At 65.4% G+C, this 20485-nt stretch carries 16 protein-coding genes; 9 read left to right on the top strand and 7 right to left on the bottom strand.

Going from position 1 to position 20485, the window contains the following annotated elements; translation table 11 throughout:
* The first annotated feature begins 34 nt into the window (after positions 1-34).
* Genes QAZ47_RS30510 through QAZ47_RS30490 form a run of 5 tightly spaced genes read left to right on the top strand, consistent with a single transcriptional unit; the run spans position 35 to position 7472 of the window.
* The gene (locus tag QAZ47_RS30510) at positions 35-1174 is read left to right on the top strand and encodes an acyl-CoA dehydrogenase family protein (RefSeq protein ID WP_278233911.1); all 1140 of its coding nucleotides are present in this window, start codon (positions 35-37) and stop codon (positions 1172-1174) included.
* Position 1175: 1 nt separating this feature from the next.
* Positions 1176-2099 carry an amino acid--[acyl-carrier-protein] ligase gene (locus tag QAZ47_RS30505; RefSeq protein WP_278231857.1) on the top strand — a complete coding sequence of 308 codons (924 nt, stop codon included), beginning with the start codon at positions 1176-1178 and terminating at the stop codon, positions 2097-2099.
* Between the two features lies 1 nt (position 2100).
* Positions 2101-3114 (top strand): DUF1839 family protein, encoded by a 1014-nt coding sequence (locus QAZ47_RS30500; RefSeq protein ID WP_278231856.1) that lies wholly within the window; start codon positions 2101-2103, stop codon positions 3112-3114.
* A 36-nt stretch (positions 3115-3150) separates the two neighbouring features.
* The gene (locus QAZ47_RS30495; protein WP_278231855.1) at positions 3151-5691 is read left to right on the top strand and encodes a glycoside hydrolase family 2 protein; all 2541 of its coding nucleotides are present in this window, start codon (positions 3151-3153) and stop codon (positions 5689-5691) included.
* Entirely contained in the window at positions 5688-7472 is a 1785-nt protein-coding gene (locus QAZ47_RS30490; RefSeq protein ID WP_278231854.1) for an alpha/beta hydrolase family protein, read from the top strand. Before QAZ47_RS30495 ends, QAZ47_RS30490 begins: the two co-directional genes overlap by 4 nt.
* Positions 7473-7530: 58 nt before the next feature.
* On the opposite strand, the gene QAZ47_RS30485 is transcribed toward QAZ47_RS30490, so the two are convergent.
* Together QAZ47_RS30485 and QAZ47_RS30480 are read right to left on the bottom strand one after the other, a co-directional pair.
* Positions 7531-9423 carry an ABC transporter ATP-binding protein gene (locus QAZ47_RS30485; RefSeq protein ID WP_278231853.1) on the bottom strand — a complete coding sequence of 631 codons (1893 nt, stop codon included), beginning with the start codon at positions 9421-9423 and terminating at the stop codon, positions 7531-7533.
* Positions 9423-11273 (bottom strand): ABC transporter ATP-binding protein, encoded by a 1851-nt coding sequence (locus QAZ47_RS30480; RefSeq protein WP_278231852.1) that lies wholly within the window; start codon positions 11271-11273, stop codon positions 9423-9425. Before QAZ47_RS30480 ends, QAZ47_RS30485 begins: the two co-directional genes overlap by 1 nt.
* A gap of 285 nt (positions 11274-11558) precedes the next feature.
* Here QAZ47_RS30480 and QAZ47_RS30475 point away from each other — a divergent pair, with 285 nt between their 5' ends.
* Positions 11559-11822: a hypothetical protein gene (locus QAZ47_RS30475; RefSeq protein WP_278204637.1), complete on the top strand. Its 264-nt coding sequence runs from the start codon at positions 11559-11561 to the stop codon at positions 11820-11822.
* A 12-nt stretch (positions 11823-11834) separates the two neighbouring features.
* Complete coding sequence (locus tag QAZ47_RS30470; RefSeq protein WP_278204636.1) at positions 11835-12089, top strand: hypothetical protein; 255 nt, start codon at positions 11835-11837, stop codon at positions 12087-12089.
* A gap of 154 nt (positions 12090-12243) precedes the next feature.
* Here the strand turns inward: QAZ47_RS30470 and QAZ47_RS30465 are convergent, their stop codons facing one another.
* Together QAZ47_RS30465 and xseA are read right to left on the bottom strand one after the other, a co-directional pair.
* Entirely contained in the window at positions 12244-13362 is a 1119-nt protein-coding gene (locus tag QAZ47_RS30465; RefSeq protein WP_278204635.1) for a P1 family peptidase, read from the bottom strand.
* 7 nt (positions 13363-13369) lie between these two features.
* Positions 13370-14935 (bottom strand): exodeoxyribonuclease VII large subunit, encoded by a 1566-nt coding sequence (gene xseA / locus QAZ47_RS30460; protein WP_278231851.1) that lies wholly within the window; start codon positions 14933-14935, stop codon positions 13370-13372.
* Positions 14936-15056: 121 nt separating this feature from the next.
* Between xseA and QAZ47_RS30455 the strand changes: the two genes are divergently transcribed.
* Positions 15057-17285: an EAL domain-containing protein gene (locus tag QAZ47_RS30455; protein WP_278231850.1), complete on the top strand. Its 2229-nt coding sequence runs from the start codon at positions 15057-15059 to the stop codon at positions 17283-17285.
* Between the two features lie 2 nt (positions 17286-17287).
* On the opposite strand, the gene QAZ47_RS30450 is transcribed toward QAZ47_RS30455, so the two are convergent.
* Positions 17288-18244: a LysR substrate-binding domain-containing protein gene (locus QAZ47_RS30450; protein ID WP_278204632.1), complete on the bottom strand. Its 957-nt coding sequence runs from the start codon at positions 18242-18244 to the stop codon at positions 17288-17290.
* A gap of 180 nt (positions 18245-18424) precedes the next feature.
* On the opposite strand from QAZ47_RS30450, the gene QAZ47_RS30445 reads away from it, so the two are divergent.
* Positions 18425-18715, top strand: a complete 291-nt coding sequence (locus QAZ47_RS30445) for a DUF1127 domain-containing protein (protein WP_278231849.1) — start codon at positions 18425-18427, stop codon at positions 18713-18715.
* Positions 18716-18953: 238 nt separating this feature from the next.
* Here QAZ47_RS30445 and QAZ47_RS30440 read toward each other — a convergent pair whose 3' ends face one another.
* Positions 18954-19304: a hypothetical protein gene (locus tag QAZ47_RS30440; protein WP_278231848.1), complete on the bottom strand. Its 351-nt coding sequence runs from the start codon at positions 19302-19304 to the stop codon at positions 18954-18956.
* A 135-nt stretch (positions 19305-19439) separates the two neighbouring features.
* Positions 19440-20465: a DUF937 domain-containing protein gene (locus tag QAZ47_RS30435; RefSeq protein WP_278231847.1), complete on the bottom strand. Its 1026-nt coding sequence runs from the start codon at positions 20463-20465 to the stop codon at positions 19440-19442.
* Positions 20466-20485: the final 20 nt, after the last annotated feature.

Here is a 20485-nt window from a genome sequence, read left to right as displayed (position 1 = left end):
GCTCGCGCAGGCGCCGGAAGCCGCAACCGAACGCATGCGCCGCGTCGCCGAGATCGCCGCCGGCCATGCCGACCCCGTGGATAAGGAAGGCCGTTTCCCGGTAGAGACGATCGAGGCGCTGAAGCGCGAGCGGCTGCTCGGCGTGGCGATCCCGGTCGAGCTTGGCGGCGAGGGGCTCGGCACGATGCAGATCGCCGATCTCATCGTCCAGCTCGGCCAGGCCTGCGGCTCGAGCGCGATGATCTATGCCATGCACCAGATCAAGACGTCGAGCTTCGTCACTCACGGCGGCGCCAGCGACTGGCACCGCGCCTATATGCGGCGCATCGCCGACGAGCAGCTTCTGATGGCCTCCGCGACGACGGAGGCCGGCATCGGCGGCAACTTGCGTAATTCGATCTGCGCGGTCGAGGTTATCGGCGGGCGCTTCGCGCTGACCAAGGAAGCCACCGTCATCTCCTATGGCAACTATGCCGACGCCATCCTCGCCACGGCGCGTCGCGCCCCCGATGCGGCAAGCTCCGATCAGGTGATGGTGGTGATCCCGGCCGATGGCAACCGCACGCTGGAACGCACGTCGGTGTGGGACACGCTCGGCATGCGCGGCACCTGCTCCGACGGTTTTCATCTCGTCGCCACGGGTGAGGCGACGCAGATATTCCCGAAGCCGTTCTCCGAGATCGCGGCGCAGTCGATGCTGGCCAGCTCGCACATCTTCTGGGCGGCGACCTGGTTCGGCATCGCCGCCGACGCCTTCAATCGGGCGCAGGCCTTCGTCAAGGCGGCGGCGCGCAAGCAGCCCGACGCCATGCCGCCGGGCGCGCTGAGGCTGGCCGAGGCCGCAGCCCTCTTGCAGGAGATGAAAGGGCACCTGACGGCCGCCATCCATCGTTTCGAGGCGGCCAAGGGCGACGACGATGCGCTGTCTTCGATCGGCTTCGCTGCCGAGATCAACGCGCTGAAGGTCGCGGCCAGCGAGAAGGCCGGCGCCGTGGCGCGTCTGGCCATGCTGGTCAACGGCATCCTTGGCTACAAGAACGGCACCCCGTTCAGCGTCGGCCGGCATCTGCGCGACGTGACTTCGGCGCCGGTGATGATCTCCAACGACCGCATCCTTTCCAATACCGCGACGCTCATGCTGATGAGCCGCTTCGACACCGGCCTGGGGGGCTGAGATGGACGCCAAGACATTCGACTCCAAGTCGCTGCTCGACAGCCTGTTCGAGAACGGCATCCTATTCGAATCCGGCATCGACGGCCTCTACGGCCGTTCGGGCGCGTTCGAGGAAGTGATCGAGCGGTTCGAGCGTCTCGTCACCCGGCTCGGCGCGCCCGACAAGGCCACCCGCATCCATTTTCCGCCGGGCATGAGCCGTGCGACGCTGGAGAAGAGCGGCTACATGAAGAGCTTCCCGCAGCTTGCCGGCTGTGTACATTCCTTCATGGGAGGCGAGCGGGAGCATGCGCAACTGCTCGGCATGATGGCCGACGGCGGGGACTGGACGGAGCTGCAGAAGGCGACGGACGTCGCGCTGACACCGGCCGCCTGCTACCCGCTCTATCCCACCGTCGCCGCGCGCGGCCCTGTGCCGGCGCAGGGCCTGCTGTTCGAGCTCTCGTCCTATTGCTTCCGCCACGAGCCGTCGAAGGACCCGGCGCGCATGCAGCTCTTCCGCATGCGCGAGTTCGTCAAGATCGGCACGGCCGAGCAGGTGCGCGCGTTCCGCGAAAGCTGGCTGAAGCGCGGCAAGGCGATGATCGAGTCGCTCGACCTGCCCTGCGAGGTCGATCTTGCCAACGATCCGTTCTTCGGCCGCGGCGGCAAGATGATGGCCAACAACCAGCGCGACCAGGGCCTGAAATTCGAGCTGCTGATCCCGGTGACCAGCATCGAGAAGCCGACCGCCTGTTTGAGCTTCAATTATCACCAGGACCATTTTGGCCGGACCTGGGGCTTGAAGTTCGCCGACGGGGAGTTCTGCCATTCGGCCTGCGTCGGCTTCGGGCTGGAGCGTGTGGCGCTGGCGCTGTTCCGCCATCACGGGCCGGACGCGGACGCCTGGCCGGCGGCGGTCCGCGACGTGCTGTGGAGCGTGTGATATGCTGAACGCTATCGCGGGCCTCGATCCGGCCAGCTACCGGCCGCACCGGCTGCACGATCCGAACAGGCGTTGGCCGCAGACGAACTGCTATGTCGATCTCCTGATCGAGGTGCTGCACGCGACCGGCCACGATCCGGTCGCGGCGCTCGGCTTCACCGTGGCGCAGGATTTCGAGGGCGATCAGTTCACCTTCTTCAAGTTCCCGACCGCCGACCTGCAGAGGCTGGCGGGGCTGGACATCCAGGAACTGGCGGTCTTCGACCGGCTGGAGTCGCATGTGCTTGCGCAAGTCGAACTCGGCCGGCTGCCGCTGGTCGAGGTCGACGCCTTCTACCTGCCCGACACCAAGGGCATCACCTATCGCAGCGGCCATTCCAAGACCACGGTCGGCATCAATGCGCTCGACCCCAAGGGGCGGCAGATGCGCTACTTCCACAATGACGGCTACTTTGCGCTCGAGGGCGAAGACTATGACGGCATCTTCGGCCAATGGGATGATATGTCGGGGGACGGTGTGTCGGCCGGCGGCCTGCCGCTGTTTCCTTATGCGGAATTCGTGAAGCTCGACGCCACGCGCCCGGCCCGAGATGCGGTCGGGACCGCGGCGGCGCTGCTTGCGCATCACCTGAAGCGGCGGCCGAAGCGTAATCCGCTCGGCGCCTATGCGGCCGCGTTCGGCCGCCACGCTGAAACGCTGGCGACGCGCTCGCCGGACTATTTCCACACCTATGCCTTCAACACGCTACGGCAGGTCGGCGCGAATTTCGAACTCCTCGGCAGTCATCTCGAATGGCTGGGGCAGCACGGCGAAACCTGCCTTGCCGAGGCGGCGCAAGCCGCCGGCGACATTGCCGATGGCGCCAAGGTCATGCAGTTCAAGCTCGCCCGCGCGATGGCGCGGCAGCGCTTCGACGGGTTGGCCGAGGCTATCGCGCCAATGGCACAGGCCTACGACACGGTGATGGACGTGCTGGACGCCCGCATGGCGGGTGTCGCCTCCAAGGCGGCCTAGCGGACCGGCCGAGGCGCATTTGAGCATGGGGGGGGAATGGACGCCACGGTATCGATCGCCGGCTCTGCCGAGTTGCTGGACCGGGATTGGCGGATGGCCGTCTCGGCGGCCGGCGCCTGGGCGTTGCCGCATGATATCGACGCAAATGCCGAATGGCTGGACGCGGCCTGTCCCGGCACGGCTGCGGGCACACTGGAAAAGCATGGCCGCTGGGACCGCAAGCAGCCGACCCCGCTGCACGACCGCGATGTCTGGTACAGCCGCAGGCTCGATGCGTCTGGTCCGGTGCGGCTTGTGTTCGAGGGTCTGGCGACTATAGCCGAGGTCTGGCTTGACGACCGGCTGCTGCTCACCTCGACCTCGATGTTCGAGCGCCATGAGGCAGCGGTAGTCCTTTCAGGCGGCGAGCGTCTCGCCATCGCCTTGCGCAGCCTCGACCGCCATCTGGAAACGGCGACCGGTCCACGCGCCCGCTGGCGCCCTCGCATGATCGACGATCAGCGGCTTCGGTTGGTGCGCACGACCCTGATCGGCCATATGCCGGGCTGGTGTCCGAACTTCGATGTCGTCGGGCCGTGGCGTCCCGTCAGGTTGATCCGCGAGAATGGCGGGCAGCGCATCCTCGATGCCGACATGCGCGCCAGGCTCGACGGTACGACCGGGCATCTTGCCGTTGCGATCACTCTCGCTGAACGCTTCGACGATACGCAAACCGCGCATGTCAGCTGCGCTGGAGTGTGCGCGCGCCTCAAGGTCGAGGCACCCACCCGGCTGACGGCGGAATTGGCCATTGCCGATGTCGCCCCATGGTGGCCGAACAGTCATGGCGAGCCGGCACTGCACGAAGTGATGGCGACGCTCGGCACGGTGCGCAGCCGGCTCGGCCGGGTCGGGTTTCGCCGCATCGAGATCGATCGCGGCGCCGACGGGCGTGATTTCCGCCTGGTCGTCAACGGCGTGCCGGTGTTCTGCCGTGGCGCGGTCTGGACGCCGTCCGATCCTGTGCGGCTGCCATGCGGGCGGACCGAAATCGAGCCGGACCTCGACCTCGCGCGCCGAGCCGGCGTCAACATGCTGCGGATCGGCGGCACCTTCGCCTACGAAGGCGATGCCTTCCACGAGTTGTGCGACGAGATGGGCATTCTCGTCTGGCAGGACCTGATGCTCGCCAATTTCGACTATCCGGCGAAAAGCGAGGCCTGGCGGGCGGCGCTCTCGCGCGAGGTGGACAACCTGTTGAAGCGGCTTCGGCATTCGCCGTCGCTGGCGGTGCTGTGCGGCGGCAGCGAGGTGGCGCAACAGGCTGCGATGCTCGGCATGCCGGCGGCGATGGATCCAACGCCCTGGTTCGACGATGTCGTGCGTCCGGTCGCGCAGGCGATCCTGCCCGATCTGGCGCTGGTGTCCTCGTCGCCTTCCGGCGGCAGCTTGCCCTTTGCCGCGGATGGCGGCCCGACACATTACTATGGCGTCGGCGCCTATTGCCGGCCGCTGGAGGACGCACGCCGCACAGAAGTGCGTTTCGCCAGCGAATGCCTCGCCTTCGCCAACGTGCCGGAACAGGCGACGCTGGATGAGCATCTGCCCGTTCCGCCCAGCCACGATCCGCGCTGGAAGGCCGGCGTGCCGCGCGACGCAGGTGCGTCTTGGGATTTCGAGGATGTGCGCGAGCATTATCTGGAGGCGCTGTTCGGCGTCGATGCGCGCCGGCTGCGCATGGAGGATCCGGCGCGCTATCTCGACGTCTCGCGCGCCGTCACCGCCGAGTTGGTCGAGCGCACGATCGATGAATGGCGCAGACCGGCCTCGCCGACGGCGGGTGCGCTGCTGTTCTTCTGGAAGGATCTGCGCCCGGGCGCAGGGTGGGGCGCCGTCGATTCCACCGGTCGGCCGAAATCGGTCTGGCATGCGCTGAGGCGCGCCTTCACGCCGCTCAGGCTGACGCTGAGCGACGAGGGCGTCAACGGGCTGGGCGTGCATCTCGTCAATGACGGGGCGAAGGCCGTCGAGGCGACGCTGTCGCTTGCCTGTCTGCGCGATGGCGTCACCCCTGTGGTGAGCGCGCGCCAGCCGGTCACCCTGCAGGCGCGCGAGGCACGGTCCCTGTCGGCGTTCTCGCTGCTCGGCGCCTTCTTCGATCTGTCTTATGCCTATCGCTTCGGTCCGGCGGGCCACGAGGTAACCGTGGCAAGGCTTGAAGGCCGTGACGGCGAGATCCTGGCCGAAGCCTTTCATGTGCTTCCCGGTGCCATGATCGCGCGACGCGATGTCGGCCTGTCGGCGCGGTTGGTGCGCGCGAAAGACGGCTGGCGCATGCGGCTCGCCTGCAGGCGGGCCGCCTATCACATCGCCATCGAGGATGGGCTGTTCCTCCCGCGCGAGAACGGCTTCCACCTGATGCCGGGTGCGGTGAAGGAAATTGGCCTTGACGGGCCGGCCTCGTCCACGCCGGCCGGCATCGTGACGGCGCTGAATAGCGATCGCGAGGTGGCCTACGATGCGCCGCAAGCGGCCGACAATTCAGAAATTGGGGCAGAGATCACGCGGGCGCTGGAGCCCACCGGGAGCATGGCATGAGGGGGATAGTCTTCGCCGACACGATCGGCTGGCTTCATGAAGGCAAGGGCAGCGAACGGCGTGGTCGGGGTGTCGTCATCGCCGGGGCGCATGGCCACGAGGACCTGTGCAGCCGGCGTTTCCTGAGGCTGCTGGCCGACAAGTCGGCCGAAAACGATCTGCCGGCGCTGCAGTTCGACTATCCCGGCTGCGGCAATGCCGCCGGGGATCATTCAACGCCCGGTCAGGTGCAACGGTGGACGGAGAGCATAGGCGCCGCGATCGATCGGCTGAAACGGGATTGCGGCGTGGCGGACGTCATTTTGGTCGGTTTCCGGCTCGGCGCTCTGCTGGCGCCGCTGGCGGCGGCCGGACGAGACGACGTGGCCGGTCTCGTATTGCTCGCGCCGCCGTCCTCCGGCAAGGCCTATGTCCGCGAGATCACGGCCATGTCGCGCATGATCGACGCGCCGCTGGCCAGCCGTTCGTCGTGCGAAGGGGCTTTCACCGAGGGGCGCGAGGCTGCCGGCTTCCGGATTACGCATGAGACGCTAGGCGATCTCTCGACGCTCGACTGGCGGCAGGCTGCGGCAAGCCTTCAATCCCTGCCGATGCTGGTGCTTACAAACGGCAAGCCGCTTGCCGCCGACGAAATTCATGGGGGAGGGGCGGGGCCTGCGGATATCACCACCGCCGAGTTCGATGGCTATCCTCTCTTGATGTGCGACCCGACCGCCAACCGGATTCCGGCCGCCGTTCTTGATCGCTGCGCAGCCTGGATGGCCGGCCATGCAGGTGAAGCAGTCGCGGCAAAGGCCACGCCGCGGGCTGCGTCGGAGACCCTGGACGGTCCGCACTACACCGAAAAGCCGGTCCTGATCGGACCGGAGCCGATGATCTGCGGCGTGCTTTGCTGGCCACGCCGACGCCAGGCTGCGGCCGAGCCGGTGATCTTTCTCAACGCCGGCGGCGTGCCGCATGTCGGTTGGGCGCGTGGCACGGTGGAAGCGGCGCGAGACCTGGCGGCGGAAGGCGTCGCTTCGCTGCGCGTCGACCTGCCCGGACTTGGCCTCAGCGATCAGACCGAGGAAGGGCGCCTGTTCCTCTATGACCGGCGTACGCGCCATGACGTAAGCCGCGCGATCGACTGGATGGAACGAGCCGGCTACCCTGCTGTCGGCCTGGTCGGCACCTGCGCCGGCGCATACCAGGCTTTTCACGCCGCACGGGCCGATCGGCGTGTGCGGACGCTGACCATGATCAACCCGCTCTGCTTCGCCTGGAACAGTTCCTACGCGCTGGAGATGGCGGTCTGGAAGACTTACGAGACGTCCAAGGCCGTGCGCGGGCAGAACGCCGCCATGCAGGAGACCGGCAAGCCGAACGCCTCGACATGGCGCGGGATCGCTTCTCGCCGCGCCCGGCTAATTGTGCGGCGCGGGCTGGAGGCGATCAAGTCGACATTGTCGATGCTGCATCCGGCCGCGCTGCTGGGACAGCACCGGGTGGAACGCTGGATGCGCGACCTTTGCGGCCAGGGCGTGCGGGTTCTCATGGTGACCTCGGAAGGCGACCTGAGCCTGAAGGAGATCGCCCGCCATTTCGGGTCCGAGGAAGAGCGGCTCGACAGCATTCGTGGCGTGACCAGGGTCTCGCTGCCGAATGCCGACCACACGCTGACGCCGTATCACGCGCGGCGTGCCGTGATCGCCCGCCTGATCGATCATGGCGTCAGGCGTGACGGCTACGCTCGTTCCGAGCCGATGCACGCGATGGCCAGCCCGTCCTTCCAGGCACCATAGGACGTACTGAATTGTGCGATGAGGTGACCCCAGCCAAGGTCATCGATTTTCTTGGAGGTCACGTCGCTTTGCCGACCACCGCGTCCATTCCCATCTCCTCCTCGGAAATGTCGTCGAACGAGGCGTAGTTCATGTTGTAGAGCCGGGCGTAGAGGCCTTTTCGCCCCATCAATTGCTCGTGGTTGCCGCTTTCGACGATCTCGCCGTTCTGCAGCACGATGATGCGGTCGGCGCCGCGGATGGTGGCCAGCCGGTGGGCGATGACGAGCCCGGTTCGCCCTTCCAGCAGTTTTGTCAGCGCCTTCTGGATCAGCATCTCGGTGTAGGAATCGATGCTGGCCGTGGCCTCGTCGAGCACCAGGATCTTGGCGTCGGCCACCAGCGCCCGCGCGAAACTGATCAGCTGGCGCTGGCCGAGCGAGAGATTGCCGCCGCGCTGCTCGAGCTCGGTGTCGTAGCCGTCGGGCAAGTGCTCGATGAAATCGTGCGCGCCAACGGCTTTCGCCGCGCGAACCACGTCCTCGCGGGAGGCACCGGTCTTGTGATAGCGAATGTTCTCCAGCACCGTTCCGGAAAACAGGAAGGGCTCCTGCAGGACCATTGCCATCTGTTCGCCAAGCGAATCCTGCGTCAGGTCGCGCACGTCGTGTCCGCCGACCAGAACCTGGCCCGACCACACGTCGTAGAACCGGTGCGCCAGCGCCATGGAGCTCGACTTGCCCGATCCGGTCGGACCGACCAGCGCGACCGTCTCGCCAGGATTAACGCGGAAGCTGACATTCTTCAGCACCGGCTGGTTCCGCCGGTAGCCGAAGGTGACGTTCCTGAACTCGACCGAGCCGTCCATGTCGCGCGACAGCGCCACCGCGCCTTGCCTGTCGCTGACGTCCACCGGCACGTCGAGCACTTCGGAGATGCGTTGCCCCGAGGCCATGGCGCGTTGCATGACGCTATACTGCATGGTGAGCGAGCGGATGGGGTCGAAGAAGCGCTGGATGTAGAACAGGAACGCCACCATGACGCCGACGTCGAGGCCGTGCGACAGCACCATCGAGCCGCCGACGACGATGACCGTCGCCATGGCGATCCCGGTCAGCGTGTCGACGATCGGCACCATCACCTGCGCGTATTTGGCCGACCTCAGATGGGCCTTGAGATTGGCCACAACCTTCTCGTCATAGAGGTCGAAATTGACGTGCTGGCGCTCGAGGCTTTGCACGGTGCGCACGCCGTGAATGCCTTCGGCCAGCGCCCCGTTGGCGATCGAGTTGGTCTCATGCGCGGCCATGAAGGCGACCTTGGCGCGCGGCAGCCAGAACAGTCGAACGATGAACAGCATCGGCATGGTCGACAGCGTCAGCAGGCCGAGCCGAAAATCCAGCCACAAAAGGACGCTGACGATCCCGAACAAAAGCACGATGTCGCCCACCGACATGACCGACGTTTCGAGGAACTCCTGCATCGAATTGACGTCGCCCTGCAGGCGCGACATCAGCCTTCCGACCTCGGTCTTGTCCATGAAACTCAGCGAGACCCGCTGCAGATGGCCGAACATGGCGCGGCGCAGGTCGGAAAGCACGTTCTCGGCCACCTTGCCGACGACGCTCTCCTGCACATAGCTGGCTGCATAGTTCACAAGGATGACCGCCGCGAAAGCGCCGGTCGCCCCGGCCATCACCGACCTGTCGAGCCTGCCCGCCGCCATGCCGTGATCTATGGCGTAGCGGATGACCAGCGGGATCGTCAGTTGCGTCAGCGTGAACACCAGCACCGCCGCGACCGAGATGAAGATCCGGGTCCGGTACGGTCTGACGAAGCCCCAGATGCGCCGCACGACGCGCGGATCGTAGGCCTTGCCGAAGACCTCTTCCTCGTCGCGATGCGAGCCGACGACCGCCTTTGCCGGCCGGCCGCTTGTGTCTTCCTTGTCGTCGTCGCGCGGGTCCGCCATCACGCGGCTCCTTGTGCGGTATCGTCGGGCCGCAGCTGCAGGTCGTAGAGCGCACGGTAGCGCCCGCCGAGCGCCAGCAGTTCCTCATGCGTGCCGCGCTCGACGATCCTGCCGCCCTCGACGAACAGAATCTGGTCGGCATGCATCAGCGAGCTCAGCCGGTGCGAGATGATGAGCGTCACGCGGTCCTTGGCGAAGCGCTTCATTGCCGCCCGGATCCGCTGTTCGGTGCCGGCATCGATGGCCGCGGTGGAATCGTCGAAGACAAGCACCGAAGGCCGCAGCATCAGGCTGCGGGCGATGGTCAGGCGCTGCCGCTGGCCTCCCGAAAGCGACGCGCCGCGTTCGCCGACGACCGTGGTGTAGCCGGCCGGAAGTCCGATGATGTAGTTGTGCAGCTGGGCGGACTCGGCCGCCCTCTCGATGCGGGTCTCGCGCGCCCACGGATTGCCGTAGGCGATGTTGTTCTCGATCGAGGTCGTGAACAGGAACGCGTCCTGCTGCACGACGCCGACCGCCTTGCGCAACGACTGCAGCGTGACCTGGCGGATGTCGTGGCCGTCGATGGTGATGGTCCCCGAGCTCACATCGTAGAAGCGCGGGATCAAATGCGCGATGGTCGACTTGCCGCTGCCCGGCGGGCCGACGATGCCGATGGTCTGGCCGGGCCTGGCCTCGAAGGAAATGCCGGTCAATGTCGGGCGTCCCGAGCCCGGATAATGGAAGCTGACATCGTCGAAGCGCAGCACGCCTTCGGTGACGACGAGGTCCCTGGCGCCGGGCGCGTCCTGGATGTCGAGCTCGGTGTCGAGCAACTCGAACAGCCGCGTGCCGCAGGTCGAGGCGCGGGCGAACGAGTTGACCATCAGGCCGAGCTGGCGCACCGGCATCTGCAGGATGGTCATGAAGGTGAGGAACTGTGCCAGCGTGCCGACGCTGATTTGGCCCGATATCACCTTCTGGCCGCCGAACCAGAGCACGAGGCCCATGGCCGCCAGGAACGAGAAGTTCATGGCGCTGGTGTTGCTGACGCGGATATCGACGCGCTGGTTGGCGAGATCGAGCGCATCCTGCTTGGCGCGGTCGAATTTTTCCAGCTCGTGCCGTTGCGCCGCGAAAGCGCGCACGACACGGATGCCGCCGAGGTTCTCGTCCATGACCCGGCTCAGCACCGACAGGCGCTGCTGCAGCGTCAGCCAGGTGCTGCGTAGTCTGAGTTGGGTGACGGATGATCGCCAGGCGACGAAAGGCACGAAGCTCAGGCTGAGCAGCCCGAGCACGAGATCTGTGCTGATCAGGAGATAGGCGCCGACGCCGATCAGCACGCCGAGCAGGACCACGCGCAAGACGCCGGTGGAAAAGAACATGCGCACGCCGTCGAGATCGAGCAGGCCGAGCGTGATCAGATCGCCGGTATGGACCCTGTCGTGGAAGGCAAAGCTCAGGCGCTGGATCTTTTCATAGAAGGCCAGGCGCAATTCATAGCCGGTCTGATGGCCGACGGCCTCGCCATAGTAGTTCTGCGCCATGGTGAACAGACCGCGCAGGACGCTGACGACCAAAAGTGTCAGGGCGGTGTTCCAAAGCGCGTGCTGCGCGGCGGTGCCGGCGCCTTCGGCCATCACGCCTTGCGCCTGATCGATGGCGCGCCCCAGCAGGCGCGGAATGAGAAGCTGCAGCGTCGCGGCAATGAAGGTCGAAACGATGGTGATCGCAACTTGCCAGGGATGGCGCAGCGTCATCCGCATGATGCGCAGCAGGGTGCTGAGACCCTTTCCCCAGGAGGCTTCCGCCACATGGGCAAACGATCTGCCGCGCTCCGGCGCGCTGTTTTTTGCTTCCGTGTGCAAAGGAAAATACCCAAACAAATCCGAACATTAGCCCGGGCGAATGAAGCAGACTCAGTTGAAGCAGCGCGATGTTACGCGTGCCCGACTTGACCGTTCAAGGGCCAATGGCGGCGTCCCATCTGTGCCTGGCGAACGCGGCCATGGGCGTGTGACCCGATGGTTGCCCGCCCACCTGACGCGACGGAAAGAAGCAGGACCGCGAGCGGAGTCGACATTGTGTGAGGATATCACTATATACCGGCGGCTTTCGGTTTCTCGCCCTCTGGCTACGCCTGCGAGATTACCGTGAATGCGGTGCGTGTTGTGACGGAAATCGGTCGAAAAACCGGGAAAAAGCAAACAGAAACAATAGCGCGGATTTTTGACGATCCTGGCCAAAGCATCATCATCCTCAACGATCTGAACGTGCGCCTCGAACCTTTCCAATCCTTCGGCTGTGTGAACCTCGGGCAAGACGTCTTGCCGGTCGAGGCCGACTCGGTTCGAATGCAGTATGTATCCCTTGGCGGGATGTGGGCGTTCATGACTACCAACCGGCATTGCCGTTAGGGAAGAAGCAGTATGAGTGAACATGCCATCGAGTTCTTGCGCGGGTGGATTGGCGAGAAGGTCCAGTGCCAGCATTCGCCGCTCAGGATCGAGAAGCAGGCCGAAACCCTCGCCAAGGAGTGCTGCGCCAAGGCCGCCGAGGAAGGCATTCTGCTGGAAGACATCCAGGAAGAAGTCGGCGACATCCAGGAACTGATCGCCTCGCGGCTCGAGGAAGTCGCCGAAGAGAACGCGCACGAAACCAAGTCGGACAAGCCGTCCGAGTAAGACACCGGCGAGCCCGGTATTCCTCTGCGATGACCTCAGCCGGGCGTCCGGCTTAGAGCAATTCCAGGAAAAGTGTGTAACGGTTTTCCGTGCGGAATTGCGTCAAAACAAAGAGATAGAGCGGCTCGCCGTTTCCGTGAAACGGTGAAACGCTCTAGCCGAAATTGTCCTTGAGCCACTCCTTTGGCAGCGCCGGCACGAAATTGCCGTCGCGCCCCGTCATGTCCTCGTTGGCGACCAGCGCGTTGAGGATTGCTTCCTCCACCCCTCGCACCACGGCATCGAAGAACGGGTCGATATCGACATCCGGGATGAAATCCGCATGGGCAATGCTGCCTGAAGCCGCCAGCGCGGCCTCGGGATTGGCGGTCGAGAAGGCGAGAAAGATGTCGCCCGAGCTGTGGTAGCCGTAGCCGCCGGTCAGAGCTATGCCGAGCGGCACGCGCCGGGCGAGGCGCTTCATCTGATGCGGCAGGAACGGTGCGTCGGTGGCGACGATGGCGATGATCGAGCCCTTTTCGGCGCGAGGCGTGGCTTCGCGGACCGCCGGCTCGGTGAGTTCCGCTCCGGCGCGCCGGCCGCGAATGGTGAAATTATGCCGCCTGCCGAAATTGGCCTGCACGAAAACGCCGAGCGTGTAGCTTCTGTCCTGCCATTCGACGATGCGAGAGGCCGTGCCGGATCCGGCCTTGAAGCCGAAGCTGATCATGCCGGTGCCGCCGCCGACGCTGCCTTCCTCGATGGCGCCGGTCGTTGCGCCGTCGAGCGCCGAGGCGACATGCTCGAAGTTGACATGATGGCCGTTGATGTCGTTGAGGAAACCATCATAGGTTTCCGCCGCCACCGGCAGGCCCCAGGCGCTGTCGAGCGCCGCCGGCAGCACCCGGCTCATCCAGCGCAGCGTGCCGTCGCGGGTGAGGCCGCAGGAATGGGTGTTGGTGATGGTGATCGGCAGGTTGAAGGCGCCGGTCTCCTCGATGATGTGCGTGCCGGTCAGCTCGCCATTGCCGTTCTGGCTGAATACGCCGGCAAACACCGGCGTCCCAAGCTCGCCTCGCGGCCTTGGCAGGATAGCGGTCACGCCGGTGCGCACCGGTCCTGTCCCGACTTGCAGCGGGCCGTTGCCGGCAATCAGCGTCGTGTAGCCGACCGTGACGCCCGGCACGTCGGTGATTGAGTTGAAGCGGCCGGGCGTGCCGTCCAATGCGATGTTGAACGAGCGCAGGCGCGGCTTGCCCGATGGCGTGCGAATATGCGGGTCGTCGGTGCTCATCCTGTCCTCAGAACAATGAGCCCTGGTTGCCGGGCTCCTTGCCCTTGCCGGACGGCTTGGCGGCGAGCTTCGGCCGCGCCCCGCCGCTGGTAGCGATGGCCTCGGCCTTGCCGTCGGCGAATTCCAGCTGCAGCGCAGCGCCCGGCGCCAACTCCGCGACGCTCTTGATGACGCCGCCGTCGGCGTCCTTGACCAGCGCGAAGCCGCGCGCCAGCACGGCCTTGTGCGAGAGGGTGGCGAGCAGCCGGTCGGCCTGGGTGAGGGCGGCGCGCAGACGGTCCAGCCGCCGCTCCATCGCCTGCTCCTGGCGGCGGGTCAGCCCGGCCAGCGTGTCGGCCTGCAGCTTCTGCCGCCTGACGATCGGCGCCGGCGATAGTCTGAGCGATGTGCGCTGGAAGCGCGCCCGGCCTTGGCGCACGATGGCGAAGAAGGCGGCGCGAGCACGCGCAATGTCGCGGCCGGTCAGCGTGCGCGTCTCGTTGAGGCGGCGCGACAAGGTTGCAGGCGTCAGCCGCTGCCGATCCAGCCTCGCGCGCTTGCGCTCGATGCTCACTGTCAGGCCACGACCGAGCCGGCTGGTCGCCTCGTCGAAGCGGCGGCGCGGCAGCGCCAGCAGCTGGTCGGGCGAGGGCAGAGCCCGCGCCGCGGCGCGCACCGCCTGGCGCTTGCGATCCAGGTGCCGCGAGGTGCAGGCATTGTGCCGCGCTCCGAGGCTCGCCAGCGTCGCTTCGAGCTCGGCCTTGACGGGCACGGCGATCTCTGCGGCGCCCGTCGGCGTCGGCGCGCGCATGTCGGCGGTGAAGTCGATCAACGTCCAATCGGTCTCGTGCCCGACGGCCGAGACGATTGGAATGCGCGAGGCCGCGACGGCGCGCGCCAGCCCTTCGTCGTTGAAGCCCCAAAGGTCCTCGAGACTGCCGCCGCCGCGCGCCACGATCAGCAGGTCGGGCTGGCGGATGGGGCCGTCCCAGGTGAGTGCATTGAAGCCATTGACGGCGGCGGTGACTTCCTTGGCGGTCGTATCGCCTTGCACTCTCACCGGCCAGACCAGCACGGTGAGCGGAAAGCGGTCCTTGATGCGGTGGATGATGTCGCGGATGACTGAACCCGTGGGCGAGGTGACGACGCCGATGACTTGAGGCATGAACGGCAGCCGCCGCTTGCGACCGGCATCGAACAGGCGTTCGGCCTGCAGCCGCCGCTTGCGCTCCTCCAGCAGCGCCATCAGCGCGCCGGCGCCCGCTGGCTCGAGATTGTCGATGACGATCTGGTAGTTGGATTTGCCGGGATAGGTCGTCAGCCTGCCGCTGGCGATCACTTCCATGCCTTCCTCAGGCCGGAACTTCAGCCGTGCCATCGTCGTCTTCCAGACCACGGCGTCGATCCGCGCGCGGTCGTCCTTCAGCGCGAAATAGGCGTGGCCGGAGGAATGCGGACCGCGATAGCCGGAAATCTCGCCACGCACCCGCACATTGCCGAAAGCATCCTCGACCGTGCGCTTCAGTGCGCCGGAAATCTCGCTCACCGTATATTCGGTGGCGTTGCTGCGTGATTCGGTTGCTGCTTCACTCATCGCGTGATTGGGGGACGCTTATCGGCCTGCGTCAAGGCGCGGAGCAATCCTCGCTAATATTATAACCCGATCTTAAGCCCGATTTGCTTTGACTGGCGGCAGGAGAGCCGGCCGGGGACGCATGAGCGCACGCAACAACAGCAGCCCGTTGACGCATCAAGTCACGCTGACCGTGCTGACGCTTGCCGCTTTCGCGCTGGCCATGGTCGTCGGCTTCGGCTTTTACGCCGCCTCTCAGGCCGACAATGCCTCGCTCGTACATCAGAAGATGTTCATCGCCGATGGCCTCAAGGATCAGATCGCGGCAGTCGAGCGAGAGCAGGAAAGCGTAACCGTCTGGGACGATTCCGTCACCAATGTCAGGGCCGGCAATCAGAGCTGGATTGAAGAGAACCTCAGCGTCTGGATGTATACCTATTACGGTCACAACCGCGTCTACATTCTCGATGCCGCTGACCGTCCCATCCACGCCATGCAGGAAGGCAAAGTGGTCGATCCGTCCGCCTTTGGAGATGACGAGCCTGCCTTGCAGCCATCCATCGAGAAGCTGCGCCGCATGCTGGCTGAGCCGCCGAAGGCCGATGCGTCCGGTCAGACGGCCAACATGGTCGCGGAGGACCTAGTGTCGTTTGCCGGCAAGCCGGCGATCCTGAGCGTCATGCCGCTGGTGCCGAGCACGGACCGGGTCACGCAGGCGCCCGGCACCGAATATCTGCATGTGTCGGTGGAGTTCATCAGCGACGCCGTCATCAACAAGATCGCCGAAAAATACCTGCTCGACGGCGCGCGCCTCATGCCGCTGTCGCAACCGGTCGGCGCGGCCGCCGTTCAGCTGGTCGATTCCCGCGGCGTCATTCTCGGCTATATCGGCTGGGACCAGGAACGGCCCGGCCTCACCCTGGTGCGCGAGATGGCGCCGGCGCTGGGCTTGGCGCTGCTGGTGGCGGCCGGCGTTCTGACTTTCCTGCTGCGCAGGCTCCGCCGCGCCTCGTCTGCGCTGCAGACCAGCCAGGATGAGGCGCAATATCTAGCCTTCCACGACACGCTCACCGGTCTGCCCAACCGGGCTTTGTTCGAGGACCGCTTGCGGCGGGCTCTGCTCAGGGCCAGCCAGGACATGACGGTTCACGACATGGGAAGGGTGGCGCTGCTCTATCTCGATCTCGACCGCTTCAAGCATATCAACGACACGCTCGGCCATCCTGCGGGGGATGAGCTGGTGCGTCAGACGGCGGCCAGGCTCCAGCACACCGTTCGCGAGGTGGATACCGTGGCGCGGCTGGGCGGCGACGAGTTCGCGCTGATCCTCGTCGACATCCGCGATGTCCGTGCCGCCGAGGATGTCGCCGAGCGGCTGTTGCAGAAGTTGCAGGAGCCGTTCAAGCTCATGGAGGATCAGGTCTTCGTCAGCGCCTCGATCGGCATCGCGCTATCGGCCGGCGGCGAAACCGATGCCGACGATCTGCTGCGCAAGGCCGACATTGCGCTCTACGAAGCCAAGAAGAATGGCCGAGGCCGGCATCAGATCTTCGCCGGCGACATGGACGACTTGCTCTTGCGCAAGCGCAAGGTCGAGACCGAGCTTCGCAAGGCCCTCGACGGCGGGACCGGCATCAGGCTCGCCTACCAGCCGGTCTTTGCGGCGAACGGCAAGACGATCCTCGGCGCCGAGGCGCTGATCCGCTGGGGGCATGACGTGCATGGCGCATTGCCGGCGGCACAGTTCATCGCCATCGCCGAGGAGCGCGGCATGATCGGCCAACTCGGCGCATGGGTGCTGCAGGAGGCCTGCCGCTTTGCCGTGCGGACCGAATTGCCGTGGCTCGCCGTCAACGTGTCGCCGCTGCAGTTGCGCGACGCCGGCTTTCCCGAACAGGTCGCCTTGATCCTCGCCGACACCGGGCTGGCGCCGCAGCGCCTCCAGTTCGAGATCACCGAAAGCGTGCTTTTGGACAACAGCGATGCTTCGAGGGCGGCTCTGGCCAGCTTGCGCCAGTTAGGCGTCGGCATCGTTCTGGACGATTTCGGTACCGGCTATTCGTCGCTGAGCTACCTGCGCCGCCACGCCATCGACAAGCTCAAGATAGACCGTTCCTTCGTGCGTCTTCTCGATGGCGACGGCAACTCGGCGGCGATCGTCAAGGCGCTGATCGATCTCGCCGTCGCGCTCGGGGTCGACGTCACCGCCGAGGGGGTGGAGACCGAGGCGCAGAAGATGCTGCTGGTCGCCATGGGTTGCCGGCAACTGCAGGGCTATTTCCTGTCGCCTCCGCTCGATCCGGTGCAACTGCTAGGCCTCTCCGGTCTGGCTTCGCCGGACGAGGTCGAGCCGGCCGCCGCTCGCGCTTGACCCTACCAGCCGGGCAGGATCTGGCTGGGCTTGGTCCGCTTCATCTTGGCATAGGCGAGGGCGGCGAAGTCGAAGCTTCCCGTCTCTTCGCCGACCGGCACGGAAATGTTGTCGAGGCTTTCCGCGATGTGCCTGGCCAGCGCATCGACGATCTCCGGCTGCGAGGTCTGGCCGCGCATGATGCCGATGCGGCAATCGGGCAACGTGTCGAACCCGTCGGCTTCGCCAAGCACGCGCATGCCTGGCCTGAGCGCGCATTCCGGCAGCACCGAGATGGCGAGGCCTGAAAGCACGGCGGCGGTGATCACGGTGGCCGAGAAGCTGGAGAACAGCACGCGATATTCGCGATTCTGCCGGTCGAGCACGTCGACGGCCGCGCGCCGCCAGATGCAGTTCGGCCGGCCGAACGCCATCGGCAGGATTTCCTGCTCATGCGTGGCGTGGTTGGCCGAGGTGACCCACAAAAGCGGCTCGCGCCGCACCACTTCCGACTGGCCGCGCGTGTCGTTGTGCGTCACCAGCGCGAGATCGAGATTGCCGCGCTTGATGTGCTCGACCAGCCCGGGCGTCGGCTCGCAGATGACGGTGAGCTCCACACGCGGGTTGGAGCGCGAGAAGCGCGCCATGATCTCGGGCAGGAAGCGGTCGGCATAGTCGTCCGGCGTGCCGATACGGATGGTGCCCTCGAGCCGCTGGTCGTCGAAGGCCGCGAGCGTCTCGCGGTTGAGGTAGATCAGCCGCCTCGCATAGGAAAGCAGCCTGTCGCCTTCCTCGGTCAGCTTGTTGGTGCGGCCGTCCTTTTCGAACAGCGGCTTGCCGATCCGCTCCTCCAGCCGGCGCATCTGCATCGACACCGCCGACTGCGTCCGGTGCACCTCTTCGGCTGCCCGGGTGAAGCTGCCGGTGTCCGCGATCGAGATGAAGGTCTGCAACTGATCGAGATCGAGAGGCGCTTTCATCGGTCAAACCCATCATTGATGTTGATGCTACAGATTAAAAACATTCGTTGGATTAATCAATCACGTGATGGCAAATTGGCATCGTCCACATGAAAGCATGTGAATGGAATCCGGAACGGCGCTCCTCCCAGGCGCCGTTTGGCCGGTTTCGTCCGCTCGACTCCTGAAGGAGAGACTGACATGACCACGATCGAATTCGCCTCCGAGACCCCGCGCATCACCACGCGTCCGGCCGTTGCGACGCGCGTGCTCAATGCAGTCGTCGACGCCTTTCGCGCCTGGAAAAACCGCCGCGCCTTCTATCGCCTCGGGGAGATGTCGGATGCCGAGCTTGCCGATATCGGCCTGACCCGCGCCGATCTCCATGTCGCCGTCGCCGTGCCTTTCGGCCGCGATCCGACGGTGAAGCTGCGCGCGATCGCAGAAGAGCGCGCCGACACCATAGAGGATCTCGCCCGCAAGGTCGCCTGACAGGTTTAGGCCTCAGACCTTTCGGTCGCCTTGAACCTTTTGAAGGCTAAGCGCGACCAAGTTTCATGCAGGCTCCCACACTCCCAGCCGGTTCCCCGCCGGCCTGCCTGCAGATTGCCCGGTTCTCCTCCAGGACCGGGCATTTTTTATAGGCTTCGACTCATGACCGGAAGAATTGGTTGCCGCCAGCCGCATTTAAATCAATGAAAACAGTAAAAGCCATCTATGGACGCGAGCTCTAATCTGGCGCCATCTGGCAATCAGGACCGACCCACTTACCCGTCGTAATATCCAACTCAGCATCCATGTTCGCGGCGCTGCATACGGGATAACGATCGTCACCCTGTCGGGCCTTGCTGCGGCTTCTGTATTGATTGACAAGGGTGTCGTGATCTGGCTGCTGCCGGCCCCCCTGCCGCAGTGAAAGCTGCATCATGCAGTTAGCGAAAGCATCCGTACCTTCTTCAAAGCCGAAGCCAACGCATTGCGCCTCGTTCTTCGAGCTTTGACCAGCGTTTCCGTGGCTTGTTGTGCAGCCCATCAACGATGCGGCAAGCATCAGTAGCAACATAGAGGACGAAGGGCGCATCCCGCTTTTCCTTATGATTCACAATGCTCGATGGTGAAGTTGTAATCGATAAAATCCAGCCGGCAACCAGTCGCGGCGAGGATTGCGGCGCTCGGCTCTCTTGCTAGCGGGACGTCGCTCCGGCGGTATTCGGGCTCACCGCCGGTCCATGCCGCGCTTGAACTGGTCGAAGATGCTCTCCATGCCCTTCTGATACTCGTCGCGCTGCTGCGCGCCGGTCTCGAACATCCTGCCGAAGATATCGTCGAACGGGTTCCGAGGCCGGCCGCTCGGATTGGTTTGCGGCTGCGGCGGCTGACTCTGTTGGGGTTGGCGTTGCGGCGTCTGTGGCGCCGGCTGTCCGCCCGGCGTGCCGAAGCCGCCGCCTTGGCGCAGCATCTCCTCGAAGATCTTGCCGAGCGGACTATCGCCATAGGGGCTCTGCGTTTGCGGCGATCGGGTTTGCTGCGGCTGCTGCGCGCCGCCGCCGAACATGTCTTGCAGCACTTTGCCGAGCGGATTGTCGCCGTAAGGATTGGGCGCCTGCTGCGGCTGGCTTTGCGGTTGCTGCGCGCCGCCGCCGAACATGTCCTGCAACACCTTGCCGAGCGGGTTGTCGCCATATGGATTGGGCGCCTGGCGCGTTTGCTGGGCCTGCGCGCCGCCGCCCGCCTGCCGCATCATCTCCTCGATGATTTCGCCGAGCGGATTGCTGCCGCCGCCAAAGCCGCCGGCGGCCTGCATCTGCCCCCCCGCCAGCTGATTGTTGGTCTGCTTGAACAGCCCGCCCATCATCATCGAGGCCATCGCCGGCAGCATCTGCTGCAGCACCTGCTGGCTGAGCCCGGTCGCCTGCGCGGCCTGGGCGGCCACGGCGCGCGACAAATCCTTCGAGCCGAACAAATGGCCGAGGATGCCGTTGCCTTCGTCTATGCCTTGCGGCGTGAAGGCCCGGCTGGCGTCCTCGAAATATTTGGCGTGCTGGCCGCTCGCCATCGCCGTCATGAAGGCGCCCATTCCGTAGGGATCGGCCGTGTTGCGCTGCAGTCCCTGCGAGAAGGCCGGCAGCAACGCCTGCACCGCGGCCTGGGTCTGCTGCATCGACAGGCCATACTGCTGGGCCAGCGCCTGCATGGCGGCGCCGTTCTGGGCTTGCGAAAACATATCGAACAGGGAAGGCATGGGATCTCCTCCGCAATATC

The organism is Mesorhizobium sp. WSM4904 (assembly GCF_029674545.1).
Taxonomy (GTDB): domain Bacteria; phylum Pseudomonadota; class Alphaproteobacteria; order Rhizobiales; family Rhizobiaceae; genus Mesorhizobium.
The sequence above is the reverse complement of the archived record's forward strand: the minus strand, read 5'-3'. Positions and strand labels throughout refer to the sequence as shown.

What these genes read in the sequence shown, in the direction of transcription:
- QAZ47_RS30435 (WP_278231847.1), bottom strand. Translation starts at nt 20,465, where the DNA reads ATGCCTTCCCTGTTCGATATGTTTTCGCAAGCCCAGAACGGCGCCGCC.
- QAZ47_RS30470 (WP_278204636.1), top strand. Translation starts at nt 11,835, where the DNA reads ATGAGTGAACATGCCATCGAGTTCTTGCGCGGGTGGATTGGCGAGAAG.
- QAZ47_RS30490 (WP_278231854.1), top strand. Translation starts at nt 5,688, where the DNA reads ATGAGGGGGATAGTCTTCGCCGACACGATCGGCTGGCTTCATGAAGGC.
- QAZ47_RS30455 (WP_278231850.1), top strand. Translation starts at nt 15,057, where the DNA reads ATGAGCGCACGCAACAACAGCAGCCCGTTGACGCATCAAGTCACGCTG.
- QAZ47_RS30445 (WP_278231849.1), top strand. Translation starts at nt 18,425, where the DNA reads ATGACCACGATCGAATTCGCCTCCGAGACCCCGCGCATCACCACGCGT.
- QAZ47_RS30500 (WP_278231856.1), top strand. Translation starts at nt 2,101, where the DNA reads ATGCTGAACGCTATCGCGGGCCTCGATCCGGCCAGCTACCGGCCGCAC.
- QAZ47_RS30510 (WP_278233911.1), top strand. Translation starts at nt 35, where the DNA reads ATGCGCCGCGTCGCCGAGATCGCCGCCGGCCATGCCGACCCCGTGGAT.
- QAZ47_RS30505 (WP_278231857.1), top strand. Translation starts at nt 1,176, where the DNA reads ATGGACGCCAAGACATTCGACTCCAAGTCGCTGCTCGACAGCCTGTTC.
- QAZ47_RS30495 (WP_278231855.1), top strand. Translation starts at nt 3,151, where the DNA reads ATGGACGCCACGGTATCGATCGCCGGCTCTGCCGAGTTGCTGGACCGG.
- QAZ47_RS30450 (WP_278204632.1), bottom strand. Translation starts at nt 18,244, where the DNA reads ATGAAAGCGCCTCTCGATCTCGATCAGTTGCAGACCTTCATCTCGATC.
- QAZ47_RS30485 (WP_278231853.1), bottom strand. Translation starts at nt 9,423, where the DNA reads ATGGCGGACCCGCGCGACGACGACAAGGAAGACACAAGCGGCCGGCCG.
- QAZ47_RS30440 (WP_278231848.1), bottom strand. Translation starts at nt 19,304, where the DNA reads ATGCGCCCTTCGTCCTCTATGTTGCTACTGATGCTTGCCGCATCGTTG.
- QAZ47_RS30465 (WP_278204635.1), bottom strand. Translation starts at nt 13,362, where the DNA reads ATGAGCACCGACGACCCGCATATTCGCACGCCATCGGGCAAGCCGCGC.
- xseA (WP_278231851.1), bottom strand. Translation starts at nt 14,935, where the DNA reads ATGAGTGAAGCAGCAACCGAATCACGCAGCAACGCCACCGAATATACG.